The following is a 17,484-nucleotide window of genomic DNA, read 5'->3' as shown; positions in this document are numbered from 1 at the left end:
GCTTTTATAACTCTTTAGTTCTTATTTTTAGGAATATAAACAGTGAAACGGCTGCCGCCAGCAAGGGTGCTTTCAATGCTGATACTGCCATTGAGTTTGTGAAGCAGGCTTTGTACCAGATGCAGGCCATAACCGTGTCCTTCGCTGTTTTTACTGCTGTAGCCTTTTTCGAAAATTTGTAGCTGTTGTTGTTCTGACAGCCCCTCTCCCTGATCCTCTATTTCAAAAATCAGATCGTTGCCCAGGTCAGTCATCGATAGCTGAATTTCACCTTCACTGCCCTGTTGTCGCAGTGTCGCTTCCAGCGCATTATCGATCAGGTTACCCAGGATAGTGACCAGCTGTTCACGGGGCAGGTAATCCGGTAGCTGCTTCATTTCGCTTTCCGGGTCGATAATCAGTTTCAGGCCCAGCTCTCTGGCCCGGTTGTACTTTCCTAAAAGACAGCCTGCCAGAATAGGGTCGGGTACAGCGCGCATTAGCAGATGAATCAGTTCCTGATGGCTGGCAGATTCCTGGCCGATCAGGTTGAGGGCTTCGTCGGTGGCACCTATCTCGATCAGTCCGGCGATAGTATGCAGCTTATTGGAATATTCATGGGACTGGCTGCGCAGGGTATCAGCATATTGCTGGATACGGGTGAGCTTCTGGCTCACCATATCCAGTTCGTCTTTACGACGAAAACTGGAGACTGCACCGGTAATTTTATCGCCTTGTTTGAGTGGCAAACGGTTGGCAATAATGCAAAAGTCACCACGCCATACTTCACGATCATATTGCGGCTCTCCGTTTTGGAGTACCTCCAGCATAGAGCTGTCGGGGAGTACCTCATCGACTTTCCGACCGATCAGGTTACTCTCTTTAGGCAGGCCCAGGGTTTCGATCGCTGTCTGATTAACGGTTGTGATCTCGCTATTGCTATTAATTGCGATAATGCCTTCCCGTACTGACTCAAGCGTAGCGCGTTGTTCATCAAATAACCGGGCGATCTGTTCTGGCTCCAGCCCGAATATCGCTTTCTTAAAGTGGTTGGCAAACCAGACGGCAATAACCGCACTGAGAATAAAGGAGCAAAGAATAACCAGTAGCAGGGTGACTCTGTAACGATTAATGATCTCGCTGACCCGGTCCAGTCCGTAACCGACAGAGACCAGTCCGACAATAGTGCCATCTGACATAACAACCGGGGCTTTGCCCCGCATTGACCAGCCCAGCGAACCTACCGCTTTTGCAATATACCCCTGGCCCTGTATCAGTGCCTGATAGCCGGTATCACCATCATCATCAGCCATTGAGTGGCCTAGTTTCTCAGGTTTAGGGTGGGCCAGCCGGATACCACTTTTATCACCAATGACGACAAAACGGGCGCGGGTCGTAATCGCCAGTGACAAGCTGACCGGCTGTAGGTATTCGATGTCACGCCGCTTAACGGCGTCGACGATCTGCGGCATGGCGGCGATGGTTTTAGCTACATCCAGTGCCCGTTGTCCGATCTGTTCATCCAGGGAACGCTCCAGATAATGCAGGGCGAAAAGACCGATAAAACCGGTTTGCACCAGCGCCATAACTCCCAGGATAAGGATCATCCTGCTTTTCAGCTTTAACCGGCCTGGTTTTATCTGGGGTTGCTTCATATTTTGTTGCTGCTCCAAAATGCTTTTAAACCTACTGTATAGATAGTAAGCAATAGAACCGGATAAGGCCCGTGAACTTTATGAACAAAATGAATTTTATGCTTTAAAAAGCCTTTAATTTCATAAGCTTCATTTAGAAACGTTCAACATCTACCTTGCAGACATCACAAAAATAAAACGAGGCATTACCCGATGTTCTGTAAATCTGTAAATAAAAAATCTTTGATTGCTGCAGCACTGACAACCTGTCTGACTGCGAGTGCATCTTTCCATGTGGCAGCGCTTGAATCGGTTCACTTCCTGATCCCTGGTGGTGCCGGCGGTGGTTGGGATTCTACCGCACGTGGTACCGGCGAGGCGCTGTCCAAGGCGGGTCTGGTTGACAGTATCTCTTATGAAAATATGTCCGGTGGTGGTGGCGGTAAAGCGATCGCTCACCTGATCGAAACCGCCGGACAGAAAACCGACACGCTGATGGTTAACTCCACGCCGATCGTGATCCGTTCTCTGTCTAAAGTCTTCCCACAGTCATTCAGAGACCTGACGCCCGTTGCTGCAACTATTGGTGATTTTGGCGCTTTCGTAGTAAAGAAAGATTCGAAGTACAGCAGCTTTGAACAGGTTGTTGCTGATTACAAAGCTGATCCACGTTCAATCAAGATCGCAGGTGGTTCTGCTCGTGGGAGTATGGATCACTTAGTCGCAGCGATGGCATTTAAAGCCACCGGTGGCGATGCACGTCAGGTGCGTTATGTTGCTTATGATGCTGGCGGTAAAGCGATGGCAGGTTTGCTATCCGGTGAGACTCAGTTGCTCTCAACTGGCTTCAGTGAAGCGTTGGCACTGGCAGAAGCGGGTGAAGTTCGGATTCTGGTGATGACCGGTGATGAGCGTAATGCAGCAGCACCTGATGTGCCTACATTGAAAGAGCTGGGCTACGACGCTACCTTCGTTAACTGGCGTGGTTTCTTTGCCGCTCCGGGTACCTCTGACAGTCAGAAAGCTGAGTTCGTTAAGACTCTGGAAAAGATGTACCAGACTGACGAATGGGAAACAGTACGGGCGCGTAATGGCTGGGTAGAGATCTTCAAGCCGGATGCGCAGTTCATCAGCTTCCTGGAACAGCAAGAGAAAGAGGTCGGTGATTTGATGCGTGAGCTTGGCTTTTTGAAGTAAGTCTCTTTTAAGGACCTAGCTTTCTTTTAACTAGCAAGAGTTCTGCGAGTAGGCCCAAAGCGTTTTCTGTAAGCCAGCACCCGAAAAGGCATGCTGAAGCGTAGAGGGTCTGTTCATAGTTTTTCCTATTCTAAGTTTTATCGCTGCTTTTCTCCGGGGCTGATTATTTAATCACTGTGTCAGGTCTGATGCCTCTGCCTGTATTTGCTGCAGGGCAGGCCCCGGAGATTTTTTATCGTAACGACGGAATATTCCACCGTCCGGGAGCGTCCCATGATTATTACTAAAGACCATATTGGTGGACTGGTGTTTCTGTGCCTGTCGGTTGTTTACGGTTACTACGCGGGTGATATCGCGTTGTTGCCGGGTGACGAGTTTGAACCATTCCATGCGCAGACTCTGCCATATGCGCTGGCGACTCTCGGTGGCATTTTATCTATTGGTCTATTGTTTACCGCTGATAAAGGTGTAGAGCACAAACTCAGCCTTAAGGGGTATGACTTCCCGCTGGTAGCTAAATTATTGTTGTTGGTGGTGCTGTTTGCCCTGGCGCTGGACTGGGTTGGGTTTATGCTGGCGACTGTGTTTTTCCTGATATCAGGATACTGGTTGTTGGGTGAGCGTCGGCCAAAAATGTTGTTGCTTGCCTCAGTACCATTCGCTGCAGGCATCTGGTTTGTCCTGACTCAGTTGCTGGATATCTATCTGGCACCAGGCAAACTGTTAACTCAATTGTTCGGAGGATAAGCAGATGTTAGACGGAATATTTACCGGGCTATCCACTGCGGTGATGCCCTTTAACCTGTTGATGGTGGTGGTCGGTTGTTTCGCCGGTACATTTATTGGTATGTTGCCCGGTTTGGGGCCTATCTCAGCAGTCGCGCTGATGATCCCAATTACCTATGGCCTCGATCCTTCATCAGGGATTATCCTGATGGCTGGTGTCTATTATGGTGCAGTATTTGGAGGCTCCACCTCATCTATCCTGATCAATGCACCAGGCTGTGCCAGCACTGTAGTAACTGCATTTGACGGTTATCCGTTGGCTCAGAAGAACCAGGCGGGTAAGGCGCTGGCACTGGCTGCATATTCATCGTTCACCGGCGGAACGATAGCCGCGATAGCGCTGTTGTTTGCGGCACCGGCACTGGCGACAGTTTCGCTGAGCTTCCAGTCCACCGATTACTTTGCCCTGATGGTCCTTGGCCTGACTGCCGTTGCCGCTTTCTCGGGTAAGGGGCAGGTGATCAAAGCTCTGATGATGACCGTATTCGGTCTGATGATAGCGACTGTCGGCACCGATACCACTTCCGGAGCGACCCGCTTTACCTTTGGCAATATCGACCTGATCGATGGCGTTAGCTTTTTGTTGCTTGCGATGGCTACTTTTGCTCTGACTGAGGTAGTGATGACCGTTCTGAATGGTCAGCACAAAGAGGAAGAAGAACAGGTTGATATGAGCAAGCTCGGCAGCATGAAACTGAGCAAAGAGGAGATTAAGGAAATTGCACCTACGATAGGCCGTTCATCTGTGTTTGGCTTTATTATTGGTGTTCTGCCGGGTGCCGGCGCAACGATCGCATCGTTCCTGGCTTATGGATTAGAGCGAAATATCGCTTCAGCTAAAGAGAAACTCAAGTTTGGTAAGGGTTCCCTGCGCGGTCTTGCAGCGCCTGAATCCGCCAACAATGCAGCGTCTACCGGCTCTTTCGTGCCACTATTAACGTTGGGTATTCCGGGTTCAGGAACCACCGCTATTATGCTGGGTGCTTTGATTGCCTATGGTATTCAGCCGGGTCCGCGTCTGTTCATCGATAACCCGGATGTTTTCTGGTCAGTCATTATCTCCATGTACTTCGGTAATCTGGTGCTGTTGATCCTGAACCTGCCGCTGATCCCATACATTTCGAAGTTGCTGGTTATTCCGCGTCCGATTCTGATTCCGCTGATTCTGTTCTTCTCAATTACCGGGGTTTATCTGGTCAGCTTTAATAGTTTCGATATCCATATGATGGCGATTATTACGGTGATTGCGATATTCCTGAAACTGCTTAGTTTTCCAATGGCGCCGATGCTGCTTGGCTTCATCCTTGGTGGCCTGATGGAAACTAACCTGAGCCGGGCGTTGGTTATTTCTGATGGTAGCTTAGCTTTCCTGTGGGAGCGTCCACTGACGTTGGGCATCGTCCTGACTGCAATTATCGTACTTTGCCTGCCTCCCGTTCTTGAGTACCTGCGTGGCCGTCGGGCTGTCAAAGGCCCGGAAGTTGCTGTAACTGAAGGCGAAGGTTAGCAAAGCTTTATAAGACCGTCGCTTTGCGACTTGCTAGAAAACCCCTTTAACAAATAAAGCCGGCGAAAGCCGGTTTTTTTATGCATGTGAACTTAATGATATTTAAGTCTTTTAAAGACTTTACCCCCCTCCTTTATTTTCAATAACTTCTTACCTATTTAATTGATCGTTAACCTGTTTGTAACAAGAGCACCAATTGTTAATAAAGAGCACCAACGGATATCAGACAAGGTCTGATCCAAAGCCAAAAACATAATAAGTAATCCATATACTAGGTGGAGATTGATAATGAAGAAGGTAGTTTTAGCTACAGCTATTGCTGCGGCGACACTGGCGGGTTCTGTACAGGCAACCACCTCTATGAAAGCAACGGTCTGAAATATGAACTGAAAGGTGATCTGCAGGTTCAGCTGCGTCAGAAGATTGGTGAAGATAAAGATATCGATCTGGAATTTGATGATCAGGAGCTTAAGAATCGCCTGACCTACGATCTGGGTAATAACATGGCGGCATTCGGTCAGCTGGATTACAGCTTCGATAAAAAGGCTAACGATCCTTCGGCTGACGATGGCGGTAAGTTAGAAGAGGCGTACCTGGGACTGCTTTTGACAATATTGATCTGCGGTTTGGTAAGCAGAACTATTCCAGCGATAAGTTCAGTGTTGAGAAAGCCTACGAAACCGTTGTCGAAGATGATGTATTTGATCTGAATGATGATGCCGGTGACGATGTTGTTCGTGTGGATGCTCAGTTCGATAACCTCTTTGTATCAGTCTCTACAGATCTGGAAGCTGAAGGTAGCCCGAGCAGCGGCGGTAATAAGTCGGCTGACCTGTTTGTCTCTACTTCGGTCGGTGATCTGGATCTGATGGCCGCGTATCAGAACTACCAGGCTGCCGGCTCTGATTCTGTTTCGGCATGGGGTGTAGGTGTTGAATATGATGCTGGCTTTGCTACCTTCGGGGCAGACTACGGTTTCATGGATGATACTGCAGAGGTTTATAAGCTGGTGACGGCTTTCCCGATTGCTGAGACGACTAAGGTTGCACTGGGTATTAAGAACCGTGATGAAGAAGCCGGTGATGACGTGACGGGCTGGTACGCTAACGTGACTTACAAGTTCCCTCAGCAGAAAGGCGTCAGCATGTTTGCTGAAATCGGTGATAACGATGCCGATGATACCGATCCGGGCTTCCTGGTCGGGATGCAGATGAAGTTCTGATTTTGAACTGATCTGTAAGGCGCCTGTTACCACCCCCTTCAGGTAACAGGTGCCTTATGCCTCGCTTTACGAGAGTTGCTAGAACGCCGCTACGCGGCTAGTTCCCTTGCTAGATAAAAGCATAAAAACCAAAGCGGACATGGCCGTTATCTATTTTTCAGTGCTCTTTGCTTAATCCCTTAGTACGAATCCTGTTCACGTTGACATTCATCAAATGCCGTAATAAATAGCGAAACAGCCACTTCTTTATTCCTGAGAGATTGCTTCCATAGTTTAGGTAAAAGTCATCTGGTTGAGCATAGACGCCAAAATCATCTGCAATACCCTCACTTTGAATATAGGTATCTTCACCACGCCAATCGATGGCAGGGTTTGAAAGGCACTTGGTAGCTATGCCATAACCCGAGAACTGAGTGTCTTGATCACCAAAACGAGCCTGCACTTTATCTAGGTAAGGACGATCAATAATATATCCTTCGAGATTAATCCATTGATCATTCAAGCTCACCTCGACCCAGCTATGAATAATCCTTTCTGGTGCAATCGCAAACAAATAGTTTGGAATAGCGCCTCGCTGCAAGTTGTTGTAGATAGTAAAACCATGAAATCGAGCAGGGATGCCAACAGCACGTAACAAAGCCATCAACAGCGTTCCTTTGGTATTACATTGCCCGTATCCATCCTTTAGTACCTGGCTGGCTGTGAGGCGGTCGTCCGCATTGTACCCAAACAGAATGTCATCACGTACATAGTGGTATATCTCGCCAATGGCATCATACCTGGATAGCTGCTGCCAGCCTTTCTGTTCAACCAATGCCTGTATATCTGGGTGAGTAAAATCCAGCATAGAGGTCGTTGTTAAAAGGTCTTCACCTGACTGATTCATCGTGCTCTCCTGACAAATTAATATTGCTCCAGCGTAATGCTTTGTTTTGCAGGAAACTTGAATAAACTGGCTAAGCTGGCTTGATCAGATGTTTTGCCTCGCGAATAGACATACCAAAGAGGCTACGAAAAGTGCGGCTTAGGTGGGCGCTGTCGGAAAATCCAGCTAAATGGGCGGCTTCTGTAGCAGGGAGCCCCTTTGTTATGGCGCTAATCGCACAGATCGTACGTCTCCAAAGCAGGTAGGGTCTCCAGGCAATACCCATTTGTTCACGGAATAGATGCAGGAAGCGACTTTCAGATAATGCCAGTTGGCTGGCCACTTCTGAGGCTCGCCAACAGAGGGGTTTCAGGCAGTCTCCCAGTAGACAGCGGTCCAGGTCTGACAGTAATTGTTGAATGCGCTTATCCGTTAAAGATGTCGTTGCATTTGTGTCAGCATATGTCACATCGAGTCCAAGCATTGAAAAAAAGGGGGCTAATAAAGAGGCCGGGTCATCTCCTTGCTTTGGTGCGATCGTGCTCAGACTGCTCGACTCAGAAATAGCTACAGCAGGCCGTTGGGCCAGACGCTCACTAAGCTGTTGTCCCAAATTACTTTGTGGTTCAATTAATAATACCCAGCCTGCTTCCATGCTCAACTGATGCTCAATCTGGGAATTAATAATCAAAGGCCCGACTAACTCTCTTCCTTCAAGCTGACAAAGAGATTTTCCTGCTGGCCAAACTAACTGAATTGCATTGTGTTTATGGTTGGCGGCATCAAGTGATGCGCCATAGATAATTAGAATGCCAGGTTTTAGCCAAACAGTCGGTAACATAAACAATTGCTTCTAAGTGTTAGGAAAAGTGTATGGATTCCTAACTTAGCATAGACATAGCCATACCCAAGAATAACTTCCGTTTTACGCCGAAATAAAGCTTTGCATAATGTACGTTCCTGGCACAATGCGGTCAAAAAGATCTGTAGCCCTGGTTTAGGAGAATAGCCCGTCTTTTTAGGAGTATCTAAACTCACAAATATGAGCTTCGTAAGGTACTATCAGGACAAATAAATTCCCTTCCTTTTAGCAACTATCGGGTTGCACCCTCTGCTTTATAAATCCATTCTTAAGTTTCTATTTGACGGGGAACCTAATGGATCAGCAATGTATAGATGATGCTCTGACAGAGTTGGCTAAGGTTGATACTGATATCGCCAGGGCTTTGCCGCAGGTGGGCTCTCCGGCGCCCAGGCTGCGGCCTTCGGGTTTTGCTGCGTTGTTGGCTATCATTATTGGTCAGCAGGTTTCTACTGAAGCTGCCGCCGCGATCAGGGGCAGGGTAGAAACCCTTTTAGGTGATGTTTCTGCTAACCAGCTATTATTCACTGAAGATCAGGCGCTTCGCGATGCCGGACTTTCCTGGCGAAAGGTTGAGTACGCTAATGGTCTGGCAGAAGCGATCAATAACGGCACTTTGGATCTGGCTGTTCTGCCGGACATGAATGATGATGAAGCGATTAGCGCTATCTCATCATTGCGTGGCTTTGGTCGTTGGAGCGCTGAGATCTATCTGATGTTTTCGTTGCGGCGGCAGGATATTTTCCCCGCCGATGATCTGGCATTGCTGGTGGCATTGGGCCGCCTGAAACGCTTAGAAGAAAAGCCAACACCTAAGCAAGCGCGACAGATGATAGAGCACTGGGCTCCGTATCGTAGTGCCGGTTCGCTGTTTCTCTGGCATTACTACCGGGGAGCACCCGCCTGATTTTTATACCATTCCCGCTTTTGAATGAAGCTGTGTTTTAAAGCAGATGTTTTAATCCCCAGTTTGAGTAATTGCTTAAAGCCTTTTTGTAGCACGTTATCCATACTAAAGTTGGCAGTTTTGTACGCCTGATCAGGCGCCACTGCAGCTGATCCGTTTCAGGAAGAAGTACTCGGATCGTTAAACAGAAAAGGATTCCGTCATGCAATTTCTCCGCGATCAGAAAATCAGTACCAAAATTATTGGCAGTACAGTGCTGTTACTCTGCCTTGCACTGTCGACCATTGGCTATGGTCTGATCAAAATTAATAATGTGGGTAAACAGCTTCAGGGTATTGCCCATGAAGATATGCCGTTAATCGCGTTGACGACAGAGATGACCATCAATCAGTTAGAGTCTGCGTTGCTGATTAATACAGCCATTAGTGCTTCGGATATTGAACCCCTGTCTGGATCATATGATTACAGCGCCATGCAGCGTGAGTTAGACAAAAAAGATGCGCTGGTCATTAAAGAACTTGAGATGGCTAAAGTCATCCTGATTCAGGCGGTGGAGCACGCACCTTCTGCAGAGTTAAAACAGCTGGAGCAAGAGTTACAAATCAAGCTGGATCAGCTTGCAAGCATGCATAAAGGTTACCAGCAGAGTCGGGATAATTTAATACAGGCTATTGAGGCTAAGCAGGATGGCCTGAGCCAGAAAGTTGCCGCCTTTGAGCAGCAGCAACATAAGATGAATACTGCATCGGAAGCGCTGTTGTTTGATATTGAAAAGCTGACTGAGCATGCTCTGGAGACTGCATATTCTGAAGAACTGGCTGCTTTTAACGGTATGTTGACCAGTGCCGGCTTGTTTCTGGTTGTAGGAATTGCCTTAGGGGTAATGGTCAGTCTGAGTGTGATCCGGCCTATTAAAGCCGCAGTATCAGTAGCGACGCGAATGGGGGATGGTGACTTTAGCAATGATATTCAGATTCATAGTAAGGATGAAACGGGTCAGCTATTGATGGCGCTGTCGCAGACATCTGAACGATTAAAGGAGATGTTAAATGAAGTGATAGGGACATCCGAGCAGGTCCATGATTCGGCTCATCAACTCTTTCAGGTTTCCAGTGACAGCCATAAAGAGCTCACCAACCAGAATAGAAATACCGATCAGGTTGCATCAGCTATTACACAGATGGTTGCCACCCATCAGGAGATGGCCAGCAGTACGGTTAATGCCAGTCATGCGGCGAAACAGGCCAGTGAAGAAGCAGCAAAAGGTGCTCAGGTGGTCGAAGGTAATCAGCAAGCGATGCAGCAGCTGGTGAGCAAAGTGGTTGGCGCATCAGATAAGCTGCATGACTTGCAGAAGGACAGCGACAATATTGGCGGCATCCTTGATGTGATTCGGGATATTGCTGATCAGACTAATTTGTTAGCGCTTAATGCTGCGATTGAAGCGGCTCGGGCAGGTGAGCAGGGGCGGGGCTTTGCGGTCGTAGCAGATGAAGTACGTTCCCTGGCGCAGCGAACCCAAAATTCTATTGAGGAGATTCATCGCCTGATAGAGCGACTACAGAAAGGTACATCGGTAGCGGTGGTAGCAATGGATGAAAGTCGTTCAGCCGTTGAAGCCAATGTGGCACGGGCAGAACAGGTGAGTATTTCTCTACAGAATATCAGCACGGCAATTATTACCATCAATGATATGAATAACCATTTAGCGACGGCCAGTGATCAGCAGCTGAGTGTCGCCGAGGAAGTTAATCAGAATGTTGAAGGGATCAGCTGCTCGGCGGATAAAATTCTCTCCAGTTCAGATCAGAATGCGGTAACCAGTCAACAACTGACTGCGTTGGCCCGCTCTATGAAACAGCAGACCGAACGCTTTAAATTTCAGGCCTAGCAAGTTGCTGGTTGGGTTTGTGGCACTGGAAACAGTCGATCGTAAACCCAGTTAAACAGCAAGGTATAAAGCATGACTGCGGCGATCATAACGACATCCATCAACAATGCCTGCCAGATAGTCAGACCCAACCACCAAATGATGAGTGGCAGGGAGGTGGCAGTAAGTACCAGCTCCAGTCCAGCCGCATGAATGATGCGTCCAACAAGTTTGCGTTGAGTCGGAATCCGTCCCTGTTTTACATCCCAGTGATCAAAACCGTAGTTATATAACAGGTTAATCAGCATCGCTTTCAGGCTCAGAACTATAGCAAGTGCACCCAGTTCGACAACACCGCGATCAAGCATCACGGACATTAATGGCGCCAGGATCATAACCAGAAATACCTCAAACATAACGGTATGGCGAATACGGTCCATTGAACTACGGGTAACGATGGGTTGGGACATGATCTGGCTCCTTTGTTTTCTTAACTGCCTGCTTAATGATTGGTGGAGCCATTCTAGTCTTTTAATAGATAGATAAAAGTTAGATACTATCTGTTTATCAGATAGGTTGGGTGGGGGCGTTTATGCCAACGATTGATCAACTTGAAGCGTTTGTCACTGCAGCCCAAAGCGGTTCTTTCTCAGCTGCCGCACGACGTTTAGGTAAAGCGCAATCGGCAGTCAGTACAGCGGTGAGTAATCTTGAACTGGATAGCTGTGTCGAGCTGTTTGATCGTAGCAGCCGTAATCCGGTCCTGACTCAGGCAGGTGAATCATTGCTTGAATATGCCCAAACGGTATTGCATAGCCAGCATGAGTTCAGAGTGCATGCCAGTGCTCTGAGTGAGAGTGAAGAAACAACGCTCTGTCTGGCTATTGAGCAAAGTATATCCGGGCGGCATATATTCAGTACCCTGCATGAGTTTGAACGAAGCTTTCCCCACGTACAGCTGGAACTTCTTGATCCGGGCGGCAGTGATGTAGCCGAGCTGATACGCAGCAACCGGGCTGATATTGGCATGATGCTAGAGCGGGAACATTATCCTCAGGGGTTTTCTTTCAGGGGGGTGGGGTACTCAGGCGTAATAGCTGTTGCGCGTAATGATCATCCTTTGGTGGGTAAGCAGCCATTAAGCCACGCGCGTCTTAGAGCTCACCGTCAGCTGGTTACCCGCAGTCTGGATCTGGCGGATCGAAGCCATGAGCGGCATATGTTAAGTCCTAAAGTATGGTTATCAGAAAGTCCCTATATCATTCTCGAACTACTTTGCAGCGGCCTGGGCTGGGGTTTTTTGCACCGTGCAGTGGTTCAGGAAAAGCTCGAAAGCGGCGAGCTGGTGGCACTGAAACTGGCCTACCAACAAACCGATAGTCTGCAGGGGGTTGATGTTGTCTGGACTGAGAACCGTCAATTAGGCCCCGCGGGGAGCTGGTTGCTGGAGCAACTGTGTAAACTGACGCTTTAATAGTTATATGCGACTTTGCGAGTTTTTTTTCTTGACAGTAATTAGCCTGAAAGGCACTTTGATTCAAAGCCTTAGTTACTAATAATTCACCATTAATAAATGGATTATGTTTAATGCCTAAAGTAGGTATGCCTGCCATCAGGAAACCCCAACTGATTAACGCGACTATGGAAGCGATTAACTCGGTTGGCCTGCACAAAGCCAGTGTTGCAATGATCAGTAGTTATGCGGGCGTCTCGCCGGCGATTATTAATCATTATTTCGGCGGTAAAAACGGGTTGTTGGAAGCTACAATGCGGTCTGTACTGGCCCAGCTTTCTGAGGCTGTACAAGTGCGTTTGAAGGAGATTGCTCCGGATGACACTGTGGGGCGGATCAGAGCGATTGTTGGGGGTAATTTTGATCCCCAGCAGATGGATAGCAAGGTGGTTAAAACCTGGCTGGCGTTCTGGTCTTTGGCGATGCACGATGAATCCTTATACCGCTTGCAGCGAGTCAATGAGAAACGTCTGCTATCCCATCTTTTGTTAGAGCTAAAACGTGAATTACCAGCAGATCGGGCACTGTTTGTAGCACAAGGCATCGCGGCTCTGATTGATGGTATCTGGCTAAGGGGAGCACTGACGCCGACAGGTATAAACAGCGACCTGGCTCAGGGGCTGATTATGGATTATCTGGAAAAGCAGTTGCCTGAAGAGGTGATTGCCAGATACCAGAATCATCAGTGTTGATTTATAAGAGCCGAAGTCCGAACGCTTAGCTTGACCGAATGGCGCTAACGCGCCGTGTCCGATCACTGCGCTTGTCCGATCGCTGCGAAGCAGCTGTCCGAAAAATCTGAAAGAAAAGAGCGATTTACCACGGTACCTAGGGGGCATAGAAAAAACTTTGGAATGATTTCTTGCGCTCTTCTCTGTGTTCTCTGTGCTCTCTGTGCTCTCTGTGGTTATATTTTCTTTTCCATTTTTTCGGACACGCGGCAAAGCCGCATCGGACCAGTGAAACGATCGGACAAGCGAAGCGTTCGGACGCGGTTAGCCGCATCGGCTCTTAAGCGATGAATCAAAAAAACCGGCCTCCTACAGCCGGTTTTTTTGTGCCGATCAGCTCCGAATCAGAAGGGGGTGAGCGGAACTGATTTCAGGCACTTTTCATCAGAGCTTAGTATTAAACAGATCAGAAGCTACGGCTGACACTGAATACTGCCCGAGCATCGGCGATATCGCCCCAGTCTTCAATGTTGGTATCTGTAACGCTCAGGGCGAGATCAAAGCCTGCAACAGATTTAGCCAGTGATGCACCCCAGTGATTGTATGAGTCATCGCCTGCATCGGGGCCGAAATACATATCTCCGCCATCTTCCAACAGCTTAGTATGGGAGGCTTCCAGGGTCAGGCTAAACTCATTAGGCAGGCTTAAAGTGTGGCTAACGTAGAGAATCAGCGAGCTGCCTACATCACCGAAATAGTTATCTGAATAAAGCAACTTGGCGGTGGTGTTCTCATTAAATGTCAGCGCGCCATAGAGTTCACCGTAATTATATTCGCCATCAGCGTCGTCAGCGCCCGGGTAGGTATAGAATGCGTAACCAACGTCATAGCCGAGACTATCACTGATGCTACCTGCGTAACCGGCGTAGTAGTCTATTTCGATTTCAGCACCTGCATAACTATCTTCATCCAGACCGGATGCCCAGGCACCGGCATAGAAACCGGCATCGTTGTACCAGTCGACGCTACCCTGCAAAGTCGGTTCGCCATCAGTGGAGCTGACACCGTTATACACGTAGTCAGAAACTAAAGTGACGGTTGCAGAAACATCAGCCTGAGCCTGCATAGTGAAGGTTGCCGAAGAGGCCATTACTGCGGTTGATATTATTTTTTTAAGCATGGTCAATCCTTTCATTATTAGGGTTTTTAATCGTTTTCCAACTCAGTGAAATACTGAATTTTGGGCGTAGCAGGGCCGCTGCCTGAGGAATCAGGCAGAGACCAGAAAAGGTTTAGAGGTAGAGCTAGAGCGTCAGATCAGACGGTTTGTGCAACCAGTTGATTGCGCTTCTGGAGAAGCAGTATATAAATTGCGGCGTAGAGACCAATGACGATCAGGCCGATCCAGGCAATATCAAACGGGGTAAACTGGTATGCCAGAATAAGACCGTACATGGCGATGAAATTGCCCAGAATGTATTTACCTTTACCGAATCGCTCAGGGGTAAGGGCCAGGTTTTGGGTGTACAGACGGATTAGGGAGTCCAGTGAGTTGATGACGAATACAATACCAACAAAGACCATCGCCAGTTTCAGATATTCAGTCATCTCAATTGCATTGACATAGTTGTAGTACAGGACTGAGAACCAGATCGCCAGTGGAATTGATGGGATTACCAGCAGAGCGATACACAGCTGCCAGGTTTTAATTCCGCCGACAAAGCGTGCGACGAACTGACCGATCATGATGCTCCAGCTAAACCACCAGAACAGATAGAACTCGTGATAATCAGAGATTGGACGGGTGAACTGATCAAGATTGGTGAAATAACCACCGATACTCGCCATTGTGCCGAGCAGCTCGCTAAACCCTAAGCCATTGGTGCTGAACATCATCAATGCGATCAGGCCAAAGAACAACCAGGTGGAACCTATACTAAGAATCTTTACGTAACTGATATCGGTACTGGAGAGTACTGCCATCAGCACGACGACAGCTACCAGACCGAAGCGCACAGGATCAGAGATGCCATCGACGTAACTTGGCAGGTAGCTCAGGAACAGGAAGCCGGTGAAAGCACAGGTACCAATGATAACAATGTTATTCACCAGCTTGATTACCGGGATCTCAAACAGCTTAACCTTAGGTTCGATAACACAGAAGTAGAAGGTGGTCAGGAAGTAGAAACCCCATACCAGAAAGCCCCAGAAGCCAAATTCTATCGCCAGCGGGTTAGTGAACTGGTACACCTCTTCGGCGGCATAGGTCGGGAACTCTGTCAGTGGGAACATGATTAGCCCGACATCCAGCCCGGAAGTGAATAGAATCGCAATAAAGGCAAACAGTGAGCTTGGCATCGATCCCTTGCAATTGATATTGCCTGCCCGAACTACAATATAGCCCGAGGTCAGCAGTGTCACCAGGATGGCGACGGTAAGTATGGTAGTCATGAACAATGGTTCCTAGTTTTTATTATGTAACTGGCCTGTCTGGCAGACCTGTTTTTTCTTAAAATTATGTTGCATAGAACTTGTTTTACAGAGCTTATTTTTCAGAACTTAGTAGAGACTGCCGGTGGAGTGCGACAGTCTCTTCAATCCATTGTCATTGGTTGCTGTCATCACGCTACGGTAGGTTAACCCTGCCGAGAGTTAAAGCAACTCGCTCCATTCTATCAGTGAACAGTTTTTCTTTCTGTCATAGTGTCTTCTGACATGGCGGGTCTGGCATGTCAGATATAAACCGTCTCAGATCTTTCATACACCGCTGGCGCTAAAGTACTTACCCATCAGGGCACGGAACATTCTTGTCTGATTGAACAATGACGGCCAGGATAGTGCAGGCCCAACCGTCAGATCGTTTAACGCATTGCATCAATCGCGAAGTTAGCCCAATCAGTGGTGTGCATTAGTCCGTCAAATTGATCGGTGACTGATTCAGGACCCCAGGCAATAACCGGAACAGGCGTGTTAGTATGTGTACCGGTAGCCCAGACTGTGTTTTGCTGCTTACCGACGATGCTGGCCAGCAGGCTGTGGCGCACTCCGGCTCCGTAGACAAAGAACTCCTTAAACTCATTTACTTTAGGGAAGGTTTTGGTGCCCAGGTAACCATGACCTTCAACGTAATATTCGTTAGGTTCAGTCTCCAGTACTTTTTCCGCTTCCTTCTCAGTAATAGCAAATTCAGTATGGCTGTTAACAAGTTCAGCTAGTGCTGCCGGTGTTTGTTTATCCGCCGCTAAGCTGTCAAATTTACCGAAGATGTCCTCATAGGAGGCTGTTTGCTGATAGATCTTATCCAGGGTGTCATGCTGACCAAAGTTGTAATTGGGTTTGAATGTCTGGTTCTTGAACACATCACCTGGCAGATCCCTTCCTTCAGGCAGGTTATTGCGTGAATAGCTGAAGCCAAAACCGCCTGTTTCATGGTCAGCGGTGACAATGATCAGGGTGTCATCACGATCTTTTGCCCAATCATGCAGGTACTTTACCACCCGATCCATTTTAAGCATCTCGTGTAGCATGTAACCCGTGTCATTGTCATGGGCGGCCCAGTCGATTAGTCCTGACTCCACCATCAAGAAGAAGCCTTCATCGTTACGCTCTAGCACTGACACAGCCTTTTCTGTCATCTCTTGAAGCGTAGGGCTGGTTCGTTTGGGGTCTTCCATGCTGTGGGATTCTTCAATACCGTTTAAAGCCCTGGAATAGGCGAAAAGACCTAACAGCTTATCGCCGCTGGCAGCCTGCATCTGCTCTTTGGTGAAGGCTAGCTGGTAACCCTGGTTGTTCGCTTCATCCAGCAGATTGCGTTCATCCTTGCGCTTAGATTTGATCCGTACTGCACCTGAGGTCATCTCTTTTAACTGAGCGTGAAGTTCGCCGTCCTTATCGTTGGCACTTTTTGGAATCCAGTGGCGCAGGCCACCGCCAAGTAGTACATCGACCTGATTGTTAAGCATATCCCCAGCGATCTCATTCTCTTTAGAGCGGTGAGTCTGGTGGGCGGCAAAGCCTGCAGGCGTAGCGTGAGTGACACGAGTATCACTGATCAGGCCTGTAGACTTTCCCATTTTTTCTGCCAGTTCGAGCATTGTTTCAGTTGCATTGCCATGCTCGTCTGCGCCGATCATTTCCGAACCAGACATTTTACCGCTGGCAAATTGTGTTGCAGAGGCTGCTGAATCGGTCACCAATACATTAGCTGCATCAGTATAAGCCAGGCCGAGGACACCATCGTTCGCCAGAGACTCCCAGGCACTGATACGACCACTACCTTTGTATGTGCTGTTGGGGGCATGTTTGACATAGGAGTTAAGCAAACCGATCTGCTGTGGTCCCATCCCATCTCCGATAACGACAATTACGTTCTTTATCTCACCGGCATAAGCACAACTAGCTGATAGGTAAGCTGCACCTAAAGAAATTGCCCATTTACTTAAACTCATCGCGTTCTCCATTTTTATTT

16 protein-coding genes are annotated in these 17,484 nt (G+C 48.2%); 9 read left to right on the top strand and 7 right to left on the bottom strand.

Features of this window, described 5'->3' with window-relative positions:
• Positions 1–14 precede the first annotated feature (14 nt).
• Positions 15–1,634 carry an ATP-binding protein gene (locus EHS89_RS03340; protein WP_124924676.1) on the bottom strand — a complete coding sequence of 540 codons (1,620 nt, stop codon included), beginning with the start codon at positions 1,632–1,634 and terminating at the stop codon, positions 15–17.
• 192 nt (positions 1,635–1,826) lie between these two features.
• Here EHS89_RS03340 and EHS89_RS03335 point away from each other — a divergent pair, with 192 nt between their 5' ends.
• The 5 genes from EHS89_RS03335 (at position 1,827) to EHS89_RS21310 (ending at position 6,325) form a co-directional block, all read left to right on the top strand.
• Positions 1,827–2,810 carry a tripartite tricarboxylate transporter substrate binding protein gene (locus EHS89_RS03335; protein WP_124924675.1) on the top strand — a complete coding sequence of 328 codons (984 nt, stop codon included), beginning with the start codon at positions 1,827–1,829 and terminating at the stop codon, positions 2,808–2,810.
• A 273-nt stretch (positions 2,811–3,083) separates the two neighbouring features.
• On the top strand, positions 3,084–3,557 hold the full coding sequence (locus EHS89_RS03330; RefSeq protein WP_124924674.1) for a tripartite tricarboxylate transporter TctB family protein: 474 nt from the start codon (positions 3,084–3,086) through the stop codon (positions 3,555–3,557).
• Between the two features lie 4 nt (positions 3,558–3,561).
• Positions 3,562–5,103 (top strand): tripartite tricarboxylate transporter permease, encoded by a 1,542-nt coding sequence (locus tag EHS89_RS03325; RefSeq protein ID WP_124924673.1) that lies wholly within the window; start codon positions 3,562–3,564, stop codon positions 5,101–5,103.
• Positions 5,104–5,378: 275 nt separating this feature from the next.
• On the top strand, positions 5,379–5,813 hold the full coding sequence (locus tag EHS89_RS21315; RefSeq protein WP_229753483.1) for a hypothetical protein: 435 nt from the start codon (positions 5,379–5,381) through the stop codon (positions 5,811–5,813).
• Positions 5,717–6,325 (top strand): porin, encoded by a 609-nt coding sequence (locus EHS89_RS21310; protein WP_338080718.1) that lies wholly within the window; start codon positions 5,717–5,719, stop codon positions 6,323–6,325. The genes EHS89_RS21315 and EHS89_RS21310 overlap by 97 nt, the downstream gene beginning before the upstream one ends.
• A gap of 157 nt (positions 6,326–6,482) precedes the next feature.
• Here the strand turns inward: EHS89_RS21310 and EHS89_RS03315 are convergent, their stop codons facing one another.
• Together EHS89_RS03315 and EHS89_RS03310 are read right to left on the bottom strand one after the other, a co-directional pair.
• On the bottom strand, positions 6,483–7,211 hold the full coding sequence (locus tag EHS89_RS03315; protein WP_124924672.1) for a transglutaminase-like domain-containing protein: 729 nt from the start codon (positions 7,209–7,211) through the stop codon (positions 6,483–6,485).
• Between the two features lie 70 nt (positions 7,212–7,281).
• Positions 7,282–8,031: a helix-turn-helix transcriptional regulator gene (locus tag EHS89_RS03310; RefSeq protein WP_124924671.1), complete on the bottom strand. Its 750-nt coding sequence runs from the start codon at positions 8,029–8,031 to the stop codon at positions 7,282–7,284.
• A gap of 316 nt (positions 8,032–8,347) precedes the next feature.
• Between EHS89_RS03310 and EHS89_RS03305 the strand changes: the two genes are divergently transcribed.
• The gene (locus EHS89_RS03305; RefSeq protein WP_124924670.1) at positions 8,348–8,959 is read left to right on the top strand and encodes a DNA-3-methyladenine glycosylase family protein; all 612 of its coding nucleotides are present in this window, start codon (positions 8,348–8,350) and stop codon (positions 8,957–8,959) included.
• Positions 8,960–9,161: 202 nt separating this feature from the next.
• A complete protein-coding gene (locus EHS89_RS03300; RefSeq protein WP_124924669.1) occupies positions 9,162–10,850 on the top strand; it encodes a methyl-accepting chemotaxis protein in 1,689 nt (562 codons plus the stop codon).
• On the opposite strand, the gene EHS89_RS03295 is transcribed toward EHS89_RS03300, so the two are convergent.
• Positions 10,847–11,299: a PACE efflux transporter gene (locus tag EHS89_RS03295; protein ID WP_124924668.1), complete on the bottom strand. Its 453-nt coding sequence runs from the start codon at positions 11,297–11,299 to the stop codon at positions 10,847–10,849. The genes EHS89_RS03300 and EHS89_RS03295 overlap by 4 nt on opposite strands.
• 122 nt (positions 11,300–11,421) lie before the next feature.
• On the opposite strand from EHS89_RS03295, the gene EHS89_RS03290 reads away from it, so the two are divergent.
• Entirely contained in the window at positions 11,422–12,303 is an 882-nt protein-coding gene (locus EHS89_RS03290) for a LysR family transcriptional regulator (protein ID WP_124924667.1), read from the top strand.
• Between the two features lie 113 nt (positions 12,304–12,416).
• Positions 12,417–13,034 carry a transcriptional regulator BetI gene (gene betI / locus EHS89_RS03285; protein WP_124924666.1) on the top strand — a complete coding sequence of 206 codons (618 nt, stop codon included), beginning with the start codon at positions 12,417–12,419 and terminating at the stop codon, positions 13,032–13,034.
• Positions 13,035–13,479: 445 nt separating this feature from the next.
• Here betI and EHS89_RS03280 read toward each other — a convergent pair whose 3' ends face one another.
• The 3 genes from EHS89_RS03280 to EHS89_RS03270 form a co-directional block, all read right to left on the bottom strand.
• Positions 13,480–14,193 (bottom strand): TorF family putative porin, encoded by a 714-nt coding sequence (locus EHS89_RS03280; RefSeq protein ID WP_170167395.1) that lies wholly within the window; start codon positions 14,191–14,193, stop codon positions 13,480–13,482.
• 137 nt (positions 14,194–14,330) lie between these two features.
• The gene (locus EHS89_RS03275) at positions 14,331–15,464 is read right to left on the bottom strand and encodes a BCCT family transporter (RefSeq protein WP_124924664.1); all 1,134 of its coding nucleotides are present in this window, start codon (positions 15,462–15,464) and stop codon (positions 14,331–14,333) included.
• A 410-nt stretch (positions 15,465–15,874) separates the two neighbouring features.
• Entirely contained in the window at positions 15,875–17,464 is a 1,590-nt protein-coding gene (locus EHS89_RS03270) for an alkaline phosphatase (protein WP_124924663.1), read from the bottom strand.
• Between the last annotated feature and the right edge of the window lie 20 nt (positions 17,465–17,484).

Source organism: Amphritea balenae, assembly GCF_003858655.1.
Lineage (GTDB): Bacteria > Pseudomonadota > Gammaproteobacteria > Pseudomonadales > Balneatricaceae > Amphritea > Amphritea balenae.
This window is presented reverse-complemented; position numbering and strand designations above follow the sequence as displayed.